The 14,623-nt window shown below is 69.8% G+C and carries 14 protein-coding genes; 7 read left to right on the forward strand and 7 right to left on the reverse strand.

Annotated elements, in window-relative coordinates; all coding sequences use genetic code 11:
• Window positions 1-14 precede the first annotated feature (14 nt).
• Window positions 15-149 carry a hypothetical protein gene (locus tag QSK32_RS10360; RefSeq protein WP_285471752.1) on the forward strand — a complete coding sequence of 45 codons (135 nt, stop codon included), beginning with the start codon at window positions 15-17 and terminating at the stop codon, window positions 147-149.
• An 8-nt stretch (window positions 150-157) separates the two neighbouring features.
• Here QSK32_RS10360 and QSK32_RS10365 read toward each other — a convergent pair whose 3' ends face one another.
• From QSK32_RS10365 to QSK32_RS10375, 3 genes are read right to left on the reverse strand one after another with little or no spacing between them, the layout of a single operon-like run.
• On the reverse strand, window positions 158-859 hold the full coding sequence (locus QSK32_RS10365) for a YdcF family protein (RefSeq protein ID WP_285471753.1): 702 nt from the start codon (window positions 857-859) through the stop codon (window positions 158-160).
• 43 nt (window positions 860-902) lie between these two features.
• Window positions 903-1,670 (reverse strand): DUF2927 domain-containing protein, encoded by a 768-nt coding sequence (locus QSK32_RS10370; RefSeq protein WP_285471754.1) that lies wholly within the window; start codon window positions 1,668-1,670, stop codon window positions 903-905.
• Window positions 1,671-1,707: 37 nt separating this feature from the next.
• Window positions 1,708-2,373: a type 1 periplasmic-binding domain-containing protein gene (locus tag QSK32_RS10375; protein WP_285471755.1), complete on the reverse strand. Its 666-nt coding sequence runs from the start codon at window positions 2,371-2,373 to the stop codon at window positions 1,708-1,710.
• Window positions 2,374-2,486: 113 nt separating this feature from the next.
• Here QSK32_RS10375 and QSK32_RS10380 point away from each other — a divergent pair, with 113 nt between their 5' ends.
• From QSK32_RS10380 to QSK32_RS10390, 3 genes are all read left to right on the forward strand, one after another.
• A complete protein-coding gene (locus QSK32_RS10380) occupies window positions 2,487-3,164 on the forward strand; it encodes a hypothetical protein (RefSeq protein ID WP_052720567.1) in 678 nt (225 codons plus the stop codon).
• 106 nt (window positions 3,165-3,270) lie between these two features.
• Window positions 3,271-5,223 carry a purple acid phosphatase family protein gene (locus QSK32_RS10385; RefSeq protein WP_285471756.1) on the forward strand — a complete coding sequence of 651 codons (1,953 nt, stop codon included), beginning with the start codon at window positions 3,271-3,273 and terminating at the stop codon, window positions 5,221-5,223.
• Window positions 5,224-5,282: 59 nt separating this feature from the next.
• Window positions 5,283-6,308, forward strand: a complete 1,026-nt coding sequence (locus QSK32_RS10390; protein WP_285471757.1) for a WxL protein peptidoglycan domain-containing protein — start codon at window positions 5,283-5,285, stop codon at window positions 6,306-6,308.
• On the opposite strand, the gene fxsT is transcribed toward QSK32_RS10390, so the two are convergent.
• Window positions 6,305-8,626: an FxSxx-COOH system tetratricopeptide repeat protein gene (fxsT, locus tag QSK32_RS10395; RefSeq protein WP_285471758.1), complete on the reverse strand. Its 2,322-nt coding sequence runs from the start codon at window positions 8,624-8,626 to the stop codon at window positions 6,305-6,307. The two genes, QSK32_RS10390 and fxsT, sit on opposite strands and share 4 nt — an antisense overlap.
• 208 nt (window positions 8,627-8,834) lie before the next feature.
• Window positions 8,835-10,259 (reverse strand): type I glutamate--ammonia ligase, encoded by a 1,425-nt coding sequence (gene glnA / locus QSK32_RS10400; RefSeq protein ID WP_045743528.1) that lies wholly within the window; start codon window positions 10,257-10,259, stop codon window positions 8,835-8,837.
• 183 nt (window positions 10,260-10,442) lie between these two features.
• On the opposite strand from glnA, the gene QSK32_RS10405 reads away from it, so the two are divergent.
• Window positions 10,443-10,859 carry an RDD family protein gene (locus QSK32_RS10405; protein WP_285471759.1) on the forward strand — a complete coding sequence of 139 codons (417 nt, stop codon included), beginning with the start codon at window positions 10,443-10,445 and terminating at the stop codon, window positions 10,857-10,859.
• Here the strand turns inward: QSK32_RS10405 and QSK32_RS10410 are convergent, their stop codons facing one another.
• Together QSK32_RS10410 and QSK32_RS10415 are read right to left on the reverse strand one after the other, a co-directional pair.
• On the reverse strand, window positions 10,860-12,884 hold the full coding sequence (locus QSK32_RS10410; RefSeq protein WP_285471760.1) for a hypothetical protein: 2,025 nt from the start codon (window positions 12,882-12,884) through the stop codon (window positions 10,860-10,862).
• A 2-nt stretch (window positions 12,885-12,886) separates the two neighbouring features.
• Window positions 12,887-13,813 (reverse strand): hypothetical protein, encoded by a 927-nt coding sequence (locus tag QSK32_RS10415; protein ID WP_045743531.1) that lies wholly within the window; start codon window positions 13,811-13,813, stop codon window positions 12,887-12,889.
• A 149-nt stretch (window positions 13,814-13,962) separates the two neighbouring features.
• Between QSK32_RS10415 and QSK32_RS10420 the strand changes: the two genes are divergently transcribed.
• Window positions 13,963-14,316, forward strand: coding sequence for a WXG100 family type VII secretion target (locus QSK32_RS10420; RefSeq protein WP_245674018.1), 354 nt, complete (start codon window positions 13,963-13,965; stop codon window positions 14,314-14,316).
• A gap of 21 nt (window positions 14,317-14,337) precedes the next feature.
• Window positions 14,338-14,622 carry a WXG100 family type VII secretion target gene (locus QSK32_RS10425; RefSeq protein WP_285471761.1) on the forward strand — a complete coding sequence of 95 codons (285 nt, stop codon included), beginning with the start codon at window positions 14,338-14,340 and terminating at the stop codon, window positions 14,620-14,622.
• Window position 14,623: the final 1 nt, after the last annotated feature.

The following is a 14,623-nucleotide window of genomic DNA, read 5'->3' on the forward strand; positions in this document are numbered from 1 at the left end:
CTCAGGCCACCGCGATGGTCATGCTGCACGGCGAGGCGGTGGACCCGGCGTCCTTCCCGGGCGGATTCTGGCCGGTCTCCAACACCGCCACGTTCAGCGACTCCACGGTCAAGGACGGGGACGCCGACTGGTCGCTGAAGGGCGACTGACCGCCTGCTCAGTAGTAGCGGCGCCGGCCGAGGGCTCGGGCCGTACCCCAGAGAAGTTCGGCCCTGCGGGTGGCGGTGCCGATCGCGGCGGCCGGGTCGCGGGGGAGGCCCAAGCTGATCCACCGGCTGACCGGTTTCGCCAACGGGTTCTCGCGGGTGTCGCCGCCGGGGACGACCACGCCGAGGAAGGGGCGGCGCAGCAGGCGGGGTGCGATGGCCAGGATGCGGCGCAGGTGGCCGTGCTGGGCGACGATCGCCACCGGCCGGCCGTCGCCGAAGTGGCCCTCGTGGTCGGCGCGCAGCAGGTTCGTCACGGTGTCGACCGAGTGCCGTTCCACCCGGATCCGGGTGTCCGGGACGCCCGCCTCGAGCAGCCAGGACCGCATCAGATCAGCTTCCGGGATGCCCTGGAAGGTCTCGTCCCGGTGGGTCCAGGGGGCGCCCTTGTCGTCGATCGGTGATTTGTAGCCGGAGCAGACGATCACACCCGGGACCTCCAGGGCCGCGGCGGCCCGGCACCGGTCGGCGCCGCCCGGGGTCAGGCCGGTCGCGTCGGCGTTCCGGCCGTGCCCGGGGACCAGTACGTGGGCGACGTCGGCCGGGGTGAGGCCGGGTGTGCCGGGCAGCACGGTCATACCGTTCATGATCGCCAAGTCTGCCTGATCGGAGGCGGTGATGCGGTCGGAGGCGACGGCCGTCGTCGTCGGCATGCCGGTCGCCCGGATCACGGATTCCGGCGGGCCGGAAGCGGGATCATCTCTGAACGCGGACGGCGGCGGTGACGGTGTCCCTGTCGTCGCCGGGCCGGATCGCGCCGCTGTACAGCAGCCTGATGAGCCGCTTGTCCATGGCCGAATATCCGGTGGGCGCGGGTTCGTATCCGCCGTAGAAGACACTGCCCGGATAGCGGTCGGAGTCGCGGAGCAGGCCCATCCCCTGGGTCAGCTCCTCGCGGATCAGGTGGCAGCGGATCCGTTCGGGGATGCCGGTGGAGCGGATCAGCACGGTCCCCTCGGTGATGGCGTGCGAATCCGACCAGTACACGTAGATGAAGCCGTCGTTGCCCTTGACGTAGTTCTTCTCGATGGATGCGAACTTGGACAGCGGCACGAAGTGCATCTCGAGGTCGGCGGGCTCGTCGACGAGCTTCAGGTCGGTGGTGGCGGTCAGCGCGTTGAAGTCGGCGATCACCGTGTCGAGGCAGTCGCGGGCCGCGGCGGTCGGCTTGCCGTTGACCCGGACGGTGACGACCGGCTGGGTCCACATGGTGGCGACGGAGAACTTGTCGCCGTACTCGCCGCCCAGTGCCACCTCGAAGAAGTACCGCAGAGTCTGCTGGTCGACGCCGGGCTGCGACGGCGACGGCGACGGCGACGGCGACGGTGACGGTGAGGCCGAGAACGAGGTGAAGGGCAGCGGCGCTGACGGGGACGCCGCCGGCGCCGACCGGGTGGCGGTCGGCGTGCACCCCGCGACGGTGATCAGCAGCGCCGCGAAGACGACAACAAGCTTGCGGCCCACGGGAACCCCTTCGATGAGAGGGGTCCCAATATAGAGCTCAGAACTGATCGAGCCAGAGGACGATTCCGGTGACGTCGTGCAGGACGGCGGCCACCCCGGCCCGGATCGCGGCCGCGCAGCGTTCCCCGGTGAACGACGCCGGGTCGAACGCGGACGCCGCGCCGAGGCCCTCGCCGCGGAACGAGGCACCGGTCCAGTCGACCGCGGTCACGTTGTGCGTGGGCTCGGCGATCTCCGCGCCGACGATGAGGAACTGCTGGTCGAGATGGTTGGGGCTGACCAGGGCGAGCGGGTCGATCAAATCGTTGCCGGCGCTGACGATCAGGTCGGGTCGCATCTGCATCGCCGCGACGATCGCGTCGACGGGTTTCGTCACGTCGGCGGTGACGGTCTTCAGCGAGACCTCCTCGGCGGCGGCCCAGTCGGTCACCGCGGTGACCAGCGCCCTGGTGGGGGCGTCCTCGCCGGCCGTGAGCAGCACCACCCGGTATCCCTCGGCGGGCCGGACCGACGACCACGATCCCGGGCTGGGCGTGATGACCGCCTCCGGGGTGGGTGGCGTGGCGGGGTCGGTGAAGCCGGCGCCGAGGACACCGGCCGGTGCCGGTACGGGACGCGACCGGGACCAGTCATCGGGGTCGGCGCAGGCGGCGACGACGACGAGGAAGGCGACGGCGACGACGGTCCGGAGGAGGCGGTGCACGGTCCCCTTCCTACACGTTTTCGGGCCCGGGTCCAGGGCCGGCAGGGAGTTGTCGCCAGCGGTTCGCCGGACATCCGGATCTTGTTAACCCGTGGGGTGCAACGTGCCTTCGCATGTCACCGCACCGCCTGCTCGTCCCGCTGGTTGCCGCCGTCCTGATCGGAATCGGTGCCGGCCCGGCCCTCGCCCACGGCTTCACCTCGACCGTCTACGCGGACGTCTCCGGCGCGGACGACGGTCACGTCCGTACCGAGCTGGAGCTGGAGTACGACCTGTTCGTCGTGTCGGCCGCCGACTACGGCAAGGACGACGGCCTCTTCCAGGAGGGCACCGCGGCGTTCGAGGCCGGCGACGAGCAGGCGCAGGCGGCGGCGCTGGACGCGCACGCCACGGCGGCGGTCGGTTACGTGACCGACCGTTTCACCATCACCGCGGGCGGCGAGGCCTGCGTCCCGGTCCCGGTCGGTGGCTTCCGCATGGGTACGCAGGAGAACGTCCCCTACACGACTCTGACGCTGGACTGGACCTGCCCCGTCGACGGTGGTCACGAGGTGCGGAGCGGGCTGTTCCCGGAGTCGGAGGAGTACGTGCGGGACACCACCACGAAGGTCACCTACGACCTGGCGGGGGAGCGGGGCAGCGCCGTCCTGAACGCCGGGACGCCCGTTCTGACCCTCGGCGGCACTCCTGTGCTCGTCGTCACCGCGGCCGTCATCGTGCTGCTCATCGCGGTGTCCACGATGGTCTTGCTGTTGAGAAGGCGGAGAGCTTCCGGCGTACGCCATCAATGATCTTGATCTGGTTCATGTCCGGTTCATCGAGTACGACGAGCTTGATCTCCGCTTCCGCACCTTTCCCCATGGGAAGCGATTTCTCTCATCTACGGAACGGACACCGATGAGAACGCACCTCACCCGCAACCGGGTGGCCAAGGGCGCCACGGCGGCGGCCCTCGGGCTGGCGGTGGCCTTCGGCGGACTGGGCGCACCCGCCTACGCCGCCGACCCCGCCACGCTGAGCGCCGTCATCCTCGGCGTCGGTGCCACCGAGACCCAGCGCATCGTGACCTGGTACTCCTCGGCGGACACCACCCAGTCGGTCCAGCTCGCCCCGGCCGCCTCGGTGGTCGGCGGCGAGTTCCCGGCGAGCGCGCAGACGTTCGCGGCCCTCGGGTCGGCGAACATCGCGACCAGCGGCGGATACAACCGGCACGCCACGATCACCGGGCTCGCCGAGCACACCGCGTACTCCTACCGGGTGGGCTCGGAGGGCAACTGGTCGCCGGCGTACACGTTCAAGACGCAGGACTTCGAAGGCGACTACGACTTCCTGTTCTACGGTGACCCCCAGATCGGCGCCTCCGGCAACGTCGCCAAGGACCAGGCCGGCTGGACCGACACCCTGGACGTCTCGCTGGCCGCCAACCCGGACGCCGAACTGCTGGTGTCCGGCGGCGACCAGGTGGAGACCGCCAACACCGAGTCGCAGTGGAACGCCTTCCTGGCGTCCGACAAGCTGCGGCAGTACCCGTGGGTGGCCACCATCGGCAACCACGACGTCGGCGGCAAGGCGTACGAGCAGCACCTGTTCACCCCGAACACGGACCGCTCGGGCGCCTACTACGCCAACGGCACCCCGTCGTCCAACACCTCGGGCGGCAACTACTGGTACATCTACAAGGACACCCTGTTCATCGACCTGAACAGCAACTCCTACGCCACCTCGCAGGGCGGCGGCGGTGACGCGGCGCACGTCAAGTACGTGACCGACACGATCAAGCAGCACGGCGCCGAGGCGAAGTGGACCGTCCTGGTCTACCACCACTCGATCTACTCCGCCGCGGCGCACGCCAAGGACAGCGACAACAAGGTCCGCCGGGTGGACTTCCCGACCACCTTCTCGGAGCTCGGTGTCGACCTGGTGCTGCAGGGCCACGACCACGTCTACACCCGCAGCTACCTGATCAAGAACGGTGCGAAGGCGAACGCGGCCGAGCAGCCGGGCGCCGAAGAGGTGTTCGCCGGTCCCGGTGGCGTCCTGTACGTCACCTCGAACTCGGCCTCCGGCTCGAAGTACTACGACATCACCACCCCGGACAACAGCGGCACCAGCGGCGCGGGCAACGGCGCCGACCCGCTCAAGCCGGAGAACTACTGGTACAACTCGGTCCAGAACCAGGAGCACGTCCGCTCCTACATCAAGGTCGGGGTCCGCAGCGACAAGCTGGTCGTGGAGAACGTCCGGAGTGGCACCTGCGCCGCCCCGAACGCCTCCGTCGAGGGCGGCAGCTGGTGCGACAACACCACCGCCGGCCAGCCGGTCGGGTCGGTCGTCGACAAGGTGACGGTCCGCCCGTACCACGGTGACAGCCAGGACATCCAGGTCGCCGTCCCGACGGCCGCCCCGGGTGAGTTCGGCTGGACCATCGACGGCCACAACGGCCTGGTCGACCTCGGCACCGCGGTCGAGACGGAGGGCGAGTACTTCGCCGCCGCAGGCAAGATCAACCCGATCAAGGTGTCGGACAGCCGCCGTTCCCTCTCGCCGTGGTCGATCTCGGCGAGCGTGGGCGACTTCGTCGACGCCGACAAGAAGTTCTCCGGCTCGTACCTGGGCTGGGGTCCGTACCTCGCCACCGCCGGTGCCGGCGCCAAGGCCGGAACCTCGGTCGCCTCCGGCTACGACGACGACGGCAAGGGCCTCTCGATCTCCCGTGGCCTCGGTTACGCGGAGCAGGGACACGCCCGTGGCTCGGCCGTCCTCGGCGCCGACCTGGATCTGAAGATCCCGGGCGAGGTCGAGAAGGGCAACTACCGCACCACTCTGACGATCACCGCGCTGAGCAGCTGATCGCACCCCGGTGGGCGGGCGCACTCCGCGCCCGCCCACCTTCTCTAGGAGCTCCCTGCATGAAGACCGCCGCCGCTCTGCTGGCCGCTTTAGTGATCATTTCCGTGCCGGTCCCCGCACAGGCCGCCGACGGCGACGTGACCTGGACGGTGCGGACCGCCTCCAACGACTTCGGGGCGACCCGGTCGAGCTACAGCTACGACGTCAGCCCCGGCACCACGACCAGTGACGCCATGGTCGTTGCGAACAAGGGCAAAGAAACAGTCAAGCTCTCGGTGTACGGCGCCGACGGCTACACCACCGGCGCGGGCCAGCTCGACCTGCTCACCGGCGACCAGCAGTCGACAGGCATCGGCGCCTGGCTCCGGGCCACGACCACCGAGGTGACCGTGGCGCCCGGCAAGGTGGTCGAGGTGCCGTTCAGCATCGCGGTCCCGGACAACGCCACCCCGGGCGACCACGTCGGAGGGATCGTCACCTCGCTGACCGCCGCCGACCAGTCGTCGAACGTCAACGTGGAGCGCCGCCTCGGCATCCGGGTCAAGCTGCGCGTCGCCGGCGAGCTCGCGCCGGCCCTGGCGATCGAGGACCTCGACGTCGGCTACGAGGGTGTCGCCAACCCGTTCGGCGCGGGGGCGGCCACCGTCTCGTACACGATCCACAACACCGGCAACGCGGTGCAGACCGCCGACCAGGCCGTCGCGATCAGCGGGCCGTTCGGCTGGCTGCGCACCGAGGCGACCGGCATCACCGCCCCGCCGGAACTCCTGCCCGGCGAGTCGTGGCAGGTCACCGTACCGATCAAGGACGTCTCCCCGGCGGTCCTGCTGGCCGGCACGGTAACCCTGACGCCGCTGCTCACCGACGCCTCCGGATCGACGACCTCCCTCGAACCGGTCAGCGCCACGGCACGCGTGTGGGCGCTCCCGTGGACGCTCACCGTGCTCCTGCTCGTACTCGTCGGCCTTCTGATCGCCGGTGTGGCCCTGACCCGGCGCCGCCGCACCCAGCGCAAGCAGCGCGAGGACGAGCGCGTGCGCGAGGCCGTCGAGGCCGCCCTCCGCGAGAAGGACACCGCGAACTAGGGGGTACGCCGCGCGGCGGCCAGCCGGTCGGCCGACTCCCGGGTGTCCGGATGGTCGTCGCCCAGCACCCGCCGCCGGCGCTCCAGGGTGTCCTCGAGGAGATCCCGCGCCCGTTCGTGGTCACCGGCCGCGGTCAGATCCTCGGCCAGGTCGGTCGCCGACAGCAGGGTACTCGGATGGTCGGCGCCGAACAGCCGGCGGCGCCGCTGGTAGGTGTCCTCGTTCAGTTCCCGGGCACGGTCGTGCTCGCCCACCGCGGCCAGCACCACCGCGAAGTTGTTGGCCGAGAAGAGGGTCGCCGGATGGTCGTCGCCGAGCACTCGGCGGCGTCGCTCGTAGGTGTCCTCGTCCAGGTCCCGGGCCCGGTCGTGCTCACCCGCCGCGGCCAGTACGAATGCGAGATTACTGGCCGCGGTCAGCGTGTCGGGATGATCCATGCCGAGCAGCCGGCGCTTGCGCTCGAGGGTGTCCTCGTCGAGCCTCCGCGCCTGGTCGGCCCGGCCCACCGCGGACAGGTTGACGGCCAGATTGCCGGCCGCGTTCAACGTCTGCGGGTCATCGGCTCCCAGCTCGGACCGATAGAGCCCGAAAGCCCGTTCGAACAGCCCGGTCGCAGCCCTGGGCTCACCGCGGACGTGAATGTAGGTGGCTGCCCGGTCGAGCAGCCAGGCCACCGTCACCGGGTCCTCGGCGGGACGCCGCACGTCCACGGCGGCCAGGATGTGCGGCAGCAGACGTTGCCACCGCGGCCAGACCGGCGGGTTCTCCCACGGATCCTCGGGCGCTGCGCGAGCCATCAGCCGCACTGCCACCGCGGCATGCTGCGCCTTGTCCTCGCTGCGGTCCCGGATCAGCAGGGCGGGAATCCGGTGCAGCACCACACTGTCGGCGTCCATCCGGAGCAGGCTGTGCTGCCGCAGCGACGCCAGCGTCACCGCCAGCCGCAACTCGTCGGCGGCCACCGCCTGCAACGGCTCAGGCAGCTCCGCCGGCCCGGCGATCAGCACCGTCCGGGGAACCGGCTCCGGTGCCAGCCACGCCAGCACCGTCAGCAGCTGGGCCGCCGCCGGATCGTCGGCGGTCAGCCGGTCGAAAGCCACCTGCCATGCCCCGGCCACCGTCGCTGGATAGCGGCCACCGAACTGGCGTTCCAGGACATCACTGCCTCGCTCGGTGACCAGCCGCAGATATTCCGCCACCGGCAACGCCGTGTCGGACAGGAAAGCGGCGGCCTGATCGATCGCCAGCGGTAGATCACCGAGTGCCTCCGCCACCCGATCTGCCTCGTCGGCCCGCAGCGCCGGAACCCGGCGGCGCAACAGGCGTACCGACTCGTCCCGGGCGAACACGTCCACCTCCACCGGCTCTGCCCGGCCCGCCCAGCCGGAATGCCGCGACGTGATGACCACCTGGCCGCCCGGCTGCCCCGCTCCTGGCAGAAACCGGTCCAATGCCTGTGGGCTCTCGGCGTTGTCGAACACCAGCAACCACCGTCGGCGTCGGGCCAGCAGGCCGTACAACCGGGTCAGCACGATCTCCACCGGGTCGCCGGCCTGCACCAGCCCCAGTGCCCGGGCCAGACCGGCCAACTGCTCCGGGATTCGCTCGGGTGTCTCCGCGTCCACCCACCAGCCGATGTCGAACCGGTCCGCGTGCCTGTCCGCGAACTGCAACGCCAGCTGCGTCTTGCCCACCCCGCCCATCCCGTGCACGGCCTGCACCACCACCGGCCGGTTCTGCTCCAGCCGGTCCAGCATCTCCTCCCGGCCGGTGAACAGGGTGCTCGGCGGCGGAATGTTCCACACCCGGCCGGCTTTCTCCGGCCGCCGCAACCCGGTCAGCGCCTGCAACAGCGCGGTCTCCAACTCGGCCGGCGAGGACACGGTGGTCACCGTGACACCGCTGTCCGGCAACCGGGTCCGGAACGCCTCCTGCCGACGGCCGTGCGTCAGATCGTTCAGCAACTCCCGGGTGCCGCTCACGTCGTCGCCGAGCAGGAACACCAGCCGCGGCTTGCCCAGTTCGGTGGCCGTTTCGAACTCCAGCTCGGTGTACGACAACTCGGGGCGCTCACGCACCGGCGACCCGTATCGGAATCCGGCGATCAGCACGTACACGTCGGCTTCGGCGACCGCGTCCCGGCACACCTGGCTCGGCGGCGTGTCCGTGGCCGCGAGATAGTGCATGTCGACGACGGCGTCACCGGCCCGCTTGACCGCGTCCTCGGCGGCCGCCACGAAAGATCTCGGCTGGGGGAGTCGTCGAAGCTCGCCCGCATGCGACAGGAACACCCGTCGCGGTGCTCCCCGTCCAGCCACGCCGTCACCATCCGCGCTCGGCCCCGTAGCGTCGAATGTAGACCCACGGCGGCACATGCGGCAGGCCGGAATGCATCGACCGATGGTGATGGCTTGGTCGGTGGCCGGATGTGCGGCCGCCCGACATCTCGGCACCATGACGAACGGCGGCCACGCCGGCCGGATCGGGCCGGGCGTGACCGCCGCTTTCAGCTTTCAGGCAGCGAGATCAGACGTTGTAATACATCTCGAACTCGTGCGGGGTCGGGCGCAGCCGCACCGGGTCGATCTCGTTGGACCGCTTGTAGTCGATCCACGTGGAGATCAGGTCGTCGGTGAAGACGCCGCCCGCGGTGAGGAAGTCGTTGTCCGCCTCGAGGGAGTTGAGCACGGCGTCGAGGGAACCCGGGACCTGCTTGACGTTGCCCCACTCCTCGGGCGGCAGGTCGTAGAGGTCCTTGTCGATCGGGGCCGGCGGCTCGATCTTGTTCTTGATGCCGTCGAGGCCGGCCATCATCTGGGCCGAGAACGACAGGTACGGGTTGCTCGACGGGTCCGGGACGCGGAACTCGACGCGCTTGGCCTTCGGGTTGCTGCCGGTCACCGGGATGCGGGTGCAGGCGGAGCGGTTGCGCTGCGAGTAGACCAGGTTGACCGGGGCCTCGTAGCCGGGCACCAGGCGCCGGTACGAGTTGACCGTCGGGTTGGTGAAGGCGAGCAGCGACGGCGCGTGCTGGAGGAGGCCGCCGATGTACCAGCGGGCCATGTCGGACAGGCCCGCGTAGCCGGTCTCGTCGTAGAACAGCGGCTCGCCGCCCAGCCACAGGCTCTGGTGGGTGTGCATGCCGGAGCCGTTGTCGCCGAACAGCGGCTTGGGCATGAAGGTCACGGTCTTGCCGTGCTCCCACGCGGTGTTCTTGATGATGTACTTGAACAGCTGCATCTGGTCGCCGGCGTGCAGCAGGGTCGAGAACTTGTAGTTGATCTCGGCCTGGCCGGCGGTGCCGACCTCGTGGTGCGAGCGCTCGACGGTGAAGCCCACGTCGATGAGGCGGCGCACCATGGCGTCGCGCAGGTCGGAGTAGTGGTCGACCGGCGACACGGGGAAGTAGCCGCCCTTGTACGCGGTCTTGTAGCCGCGGTTGCCGCCCTCCTCCTCACGGCCGGAGTTCCAGGCGCCCTCGATCGAGTCGATGTAGTAGTAGGCCTGGTGGGCGGAGGTCTCGTGCCGGATCGAGTCGAAGATGTAGAACTCGGCCTCGGCGCCGAAGAAGGCGGTGTCGGCGATGCCGCTGGAGGCGAGGTACGCCTCGGCCTTCTTGGCCACGTTGCGCGGGTCCCGCGAGTAGGCCTCACGGGTGAACGGGTCGTGGATGAAGAAGTTGAGGGCCAGCGTCTTCTGGATCCGGAAGGGATCGATGAAGGCGGTGGTGACGTCCGGCAGGAGGAGCATGTCGGACTCGTGGATGGCCTGGAAACCGCGGATCGAGGATCCGTCGAAGGCGAGGCCGTCGGTCACGATGGATTCGTCGAACGATTCCGTCGGCGTGTTGAAGTGCTGCATCACGCCGGGAAGGTCACAAAAACGTACGTCGACGAACTTGACGTCCTCGTCTTTGAGGTATCGCAGGAGTTCCTCGGGATTGGCGAACACACGTCCTCCTGGCGCAGTTTTCCGATACCGCGGGCGGCCTGAACCACCACTGGGCAAGGCTGGTCGCGACGTTATGGGCCCGCGGTTGCCCCGGCGTATCCCTATTGTTTCTGTCGTGTTAAGGCGTGTTACGTCGCCGACACGAGCTGATCATCAAGATCCTATCGCGTAGGCTTGGCCGCCGTGGCGCCTTCCAGCAACGAGGTACGCAGGGCCGATGTGAGCGGAACGGGTCTGGAGCCGGCCGGTTTCGGACCCCGGCTGGGTGCTCTGCTGATCGACTGGTTGCTGTGCCAGCTCGTCGGCGGCCTCTTCGTGAGCCCGATGGAGCAGCCGTGGCTGGTGGTCCTCGTGCTGGTTCTCACCAACACCTTCTTCATCGGCCTTTTCGGTCAGACCGTCGGCATGCGCCTGTTCCGCATCCGCTGCGTCTCGATTCCCGACGGTGGGGTGCTCGGCCTCTACCGGGCGCTGATCCGCGCGGTCCTGCTCGGCCTCTTCATCCCTGCCATGATCATGGACGGGGACGGACGGGGCCTGCACGACCGCGCGATCGACTCCCTGGTCACTCGCCCGAGACAGACACCCGGACCGCGCTGATCAGTCCCGCCGGAACATTCGCCCGCCAGGTTCCTCCTCGTCGTCCTGGGCCGGCCGCCCGCTGATCACGCCACCGCCCGGCGTCCGTACCCCGAATGTCTCTTCGTGTGGATCTGCTGCCCTGCCCACGGTGCGCCGTCTTCCCAGCTCAGCCGGAACAGCGCCGGGCCGAGACGGCTCCGCCGGACTGCCGGCCCGCCCGGAGGCCGGACTCCGAAGCCCCTGCGGGCCCACCGCACCGGTCTCCCGCGACGGTGCCCCGATGATCGCCGGCCCGGCCTGGTTCCGCCCCTGCTCCGAGCGGTAGAGGTCCGACCACGCTCCCCGCGCCGTTTCCGGCGAAGGCGGCGCGGCCCGTGGCGGGGAAACCTCCGGCGAGGCGGTCCGGTCCGGCCCCTTCTCGGGTACGCGTAGAGGACCGTCCCCGCCCACTCCAGTGGCCGGCTGCCTCGGCGCCTGCCCGCCACCCGGCCCGGGGCTCACTCCCGCAGCCCTTGATCCGGCGGTTCCTACTTCTCCGGCACCTGGCCTGACGAGCCCGGGCCCGCCCACGACAGGCCCCGTGACGCCCGGTTGCAGGCGGGGGCCGGCCGTTGTGGACGGCGGTACGTAGATCTGCCCCGGCCCCGAGAGCGAGGGCCGGATCGCAGCCCCACCCGTTTCGACCGGCACTCCCGGCGCCCGCAGCGCCCGGCCGGGCGGCGCCTCTGATCCCGGCTGCTGCGTGGCGTCCGCACCGAACCGGCCGATCTGCCCCGGCTGCCGAGGCCGGAACAATGGCGGCGGCAGCGTGGTGGTCCCCGGCGGAATCGTCCCGATCGGCGTGGACGCCGGCGGCGAAATCGTCCCCGGCACGGCGCCTGGCGGCGTCCCGGGCGACGGCACCGTTCCCGGTCCCGGCACGGTCCCGCCAGGCGGCAGCGTTCCCGGTCCCGGCACAGTTCCGCCGGGCGGCAGCGTCCCCGGCCCGGGCACGGTGCCACCGGGCGGCAGCGTGCCCCGCGGCGGAAACGCCTGTCCCGGCGGCGGTACGGCCCCCGGCAACCGCCCGGCCCCACCCGGCGGAAGAATGCTCGGCGGTACCGTCCCCGGCGGCCGAATCCCGGGCGGCAGCGTCCCGGGTGCCTTACCGCCGGGCACCACGACGCCCGGCGGGACGACGCCCGGCGCGGATGAGCCGGGCGGAACCGCCGACGGCGGCGCCAGTCCCTGGGGTGAACCCCCGGGTGCCGTGGCCTCGTTGCTCACCGACATGAACCCGTGCGACCGGGAAGGGTGGGGATCAGTGAACTGCGGTGTGCCGACGAAGCGCCAGTCGGAGAGCTTCAAGGGGGAGAGCGGTGGTTTGTACTGCGGCCCGAGACCACTCGACACCCGGAAGATGTACGGGTAGATCTCCTGGCCGTATCGCGCGGCCAGCTGTTGGGCCTCGTGGTTGTACCGGTGGTCGAGTTCGGCCTGGAGGGCGCCGCCCTTCAGCGTCTTCGCCGTCTGGAGCTCGAGGTCGTTCCCGTAGACCAGATGGGCGGTCTGGGCGATGGCGAGAGCCGGGATCCTGGCGGCCTCCGCCTGGTAGTTTCGCACCAGGTTGTCCACTTCGGCCCGCGCGCTGTCGGTGATCGAGACCAGATGCCGGAGTGCGGTCACGTTCTGCTGGGCGCCGTCGATCCAGGCGTCCAGGAAGGTGAGGGTCCGGCCCGGTCCCTGTTTCAGGAACGCGTCGCGGGCCGCTGACGATCGCCAGTGCTCGTCCTGCAGCACGGTGCTCTGTTGCACCAGGAGGTGGCGGGCGTTCGTCAGCAGTGTCACCGCGTTCGACCATTGGTCGGCGAGTGCCGCCATCGACTCCGGGTGCATGTTCCGGATCCTCGCGGCGACGCCCGCCAGGTCGAGAGGGTTGCCGGGCCCGGCCGCACCGGTGTGGGTGTTTCCCGAGGGCACCGGGGCGGCGAAGTAGCGTTTGAGTTGGCCGTCTCGGTCGTAGAGGTCGCTCGGGGCGATGACGGCACCCCAGTATTCGCCCATGGTCAGCCTCCCAGCGGGGACGGTCCGGCGGTGCGCGGGCCGACGACTATCCGGTTCGTCTCCTCCAACAGTCCGCTTTCGCCGGGGCGGAGCGTGACCACGGTGTTCTCCTTGGTGCCGGGGTCGAGGTTCTCGGTGGTCAGTTCGGTGGTCCGGCCCTTCCCGTCGACCGACTCGACCTGCCGTGCGACGACCTCGTCGCCGACGTGGGTCGTCCGGGTCTCGATCTTGCTGACCAGCGCGCCGTCACCGTCGTACTTCTCCTGGGTGATGGTCTCGACCGGGCCGTCGGTCCGGGTCGAGGTCAGGGTGGTCGAGGTCGAGAGGAGTACGCCGTTCGTGCCGTGGACCGTTTCGGTGGTGACCACCGGGCTGCCCGGCACGCTGAGGGTCTTCAGCTGGAGGTGTTCACCGTTCGGTCCGGTGGCCACCTGGACGATCTGGTTGTTGGAGCCGGGGGCGTTCGGGTCGGGCCGGTAGACGCCGTCGCCGAACTCGGGTTTCCCCGTTTCCGTCGTAGTGCCGGGAAGCGGTGTGGCGAACGCGGACGACACGTCGTTGATCGACGCCGCAGAGGTCGCATCGGTGTCCTGGAAGATGTCGGCGATCCTCGACGCGACGACGCTGATGTCACCGAGCGCCAACCGAAGTGCATCGAGATAGACCGCCATCTCCCGAGCGTTGGCTTCCAAGGTGGTCCGGATCGTTGCCACCTCGCCCAGGAGGAGATCGCCGGCGAAGGCTTCCGCCGGATACCCCGCCAGCACCTGCAGGTCGTCGGCCCGGGATTCGAGGAAGTTCCGTTGCTCGGCTATCCGGAGGGCGTACTCGCGGAGGCCGTCCAGGTCGACGTCGACCGTGGGGCCGTCGCCGAGCCAGCCCGCGCTCGTGTTCGCCGCGGTCTGTTCCGCGTAAGGGTTCGCCTCCATCACGCCTCCCGTGTTCGGTCCTTCGCCGGGGTGTACACGAAATCTTGGTAACTGGTTCGAACCGTTCGGACACGGTGGGTGTACGACCCGGCATAGACCACTCGGCGCCACCACCGTTGCGCGCCGAACGAGAACCGGGGAGTAGGACCGTGGCAGGAACCGCGGGCATGGGTCAGGTCCATGCCACTCAGGAGCAGCTCACCGCGATGGCGCAGCGTTGCGACGACACCGGGCAGAACATCTCGCAGGGGATGCGGCAGCTGCTCGGACAGATCCAGGGACTCAGCGGCGCCGGTTTCCAGGGCACCGCGAACAACGCCCTGCAGGACGTGTCGGGACAGCTCAACGACGGCCTCGCGAAGATCATGAGCGCGTTGAGCGAGCTCGGCGCCAAGATGTCGTCCGCGTCGACGCAGTACGGCGTGAACGACGAGGAAGCCGCCCAGTCCATCCGTACCGCCGGAGTCGTCGACGGTTCCGTCGCCGGCATCCTCCGCGGCTGACTCGACTCGAGGAGAACCGACATGAACATCACCTACAACTTCGGGCAGATCGCCGACGTCTCGACGTCGATCAACACCTTCCAGGGCCGGATGGACAGCGACCTCAACGACCTGTACGCCGCGTTCACCGCACTGTTCGCCCAGGACTGGACCGGCGCGGCCGGCACCGCCTGCGACGAGGCCCGGCAGAAGTGGAACCAGGGCGCCACCGAGATCAAGACGGCGCTGGCCGCGGTCGGCGTCAAACTGGGCGCCTCGGCGGACCGGATGCAGCAGGTGGACGCCCAGATCGCGTCGTCCATGTGAC

It is taken from the genome of Actinoplanes sp. NBRC 101535 (genome assembly GCF_030269225.1).
In the GTDB taxonomy this organism is placed as follows: Bacteria; Actinomycetota; Actinomycetes; order Mycobacteriales; family Micromonosporaceae; genus Actinoplanes; species Actinoplanes rectilineatus.

Coding starts and splice junctions, on each gene's coding strand:
- QSK32_RS10415 (WP_045743531.1), bottom strand. CDS start 13,813: ATGGAGGCGAACCCTTACGCGGAACAGACCGCGGCGAACACGAGCGCG.
- QSK32_RS10380 (WP_052720567.1), top strand. CDS start 2,487: ATGTCACCGCACCGCCTGCTCGTCCCGCTGGTTGCCGCCGTCCTGATC.
- QSK32_RS10360 (WP_285471752.1), top strand. CDS start 15: ATGGTCATGCTGCACGGCGAGGCGGTGGACCCGGCGTCCTTCCCGGGC.
- QSK32_RS10410 (WP_285471760.1), bottom strand. CDS start 12,884: ATGGGCGAATACTGGGGTGCCGTCATCGCCCCGAGCGACCTCTACGAC.
- QSK32_RS10385 (WP_285471756.1), top strand. CDS start 3,271: ATGAGAACGCACCTCACCCGCAACCGGGTGGCCAAGGGCGCCACGGCG.
- QSK32_RS10425 (WP_285471761.1), top strand. CDS start 14,338: ATGAACATCACCTACAACTTCGGGCAGATCGCCGACGTCTCGACGTCG.
- QSK32_RS10365 (WP_285471753.1), bottom strand. CDS start 859: ATGCCGACGACGACGGCCGTCGCCTCCGACCGCATCACCGCCTCCGAT.
- QSK32_RS10390 (WP_285471757.1), top strand. CDS start 5,283: ATGAAGACCGCCGCCGCTCTGCTGGCCGCTTTAGTGATCATTTCCGTG.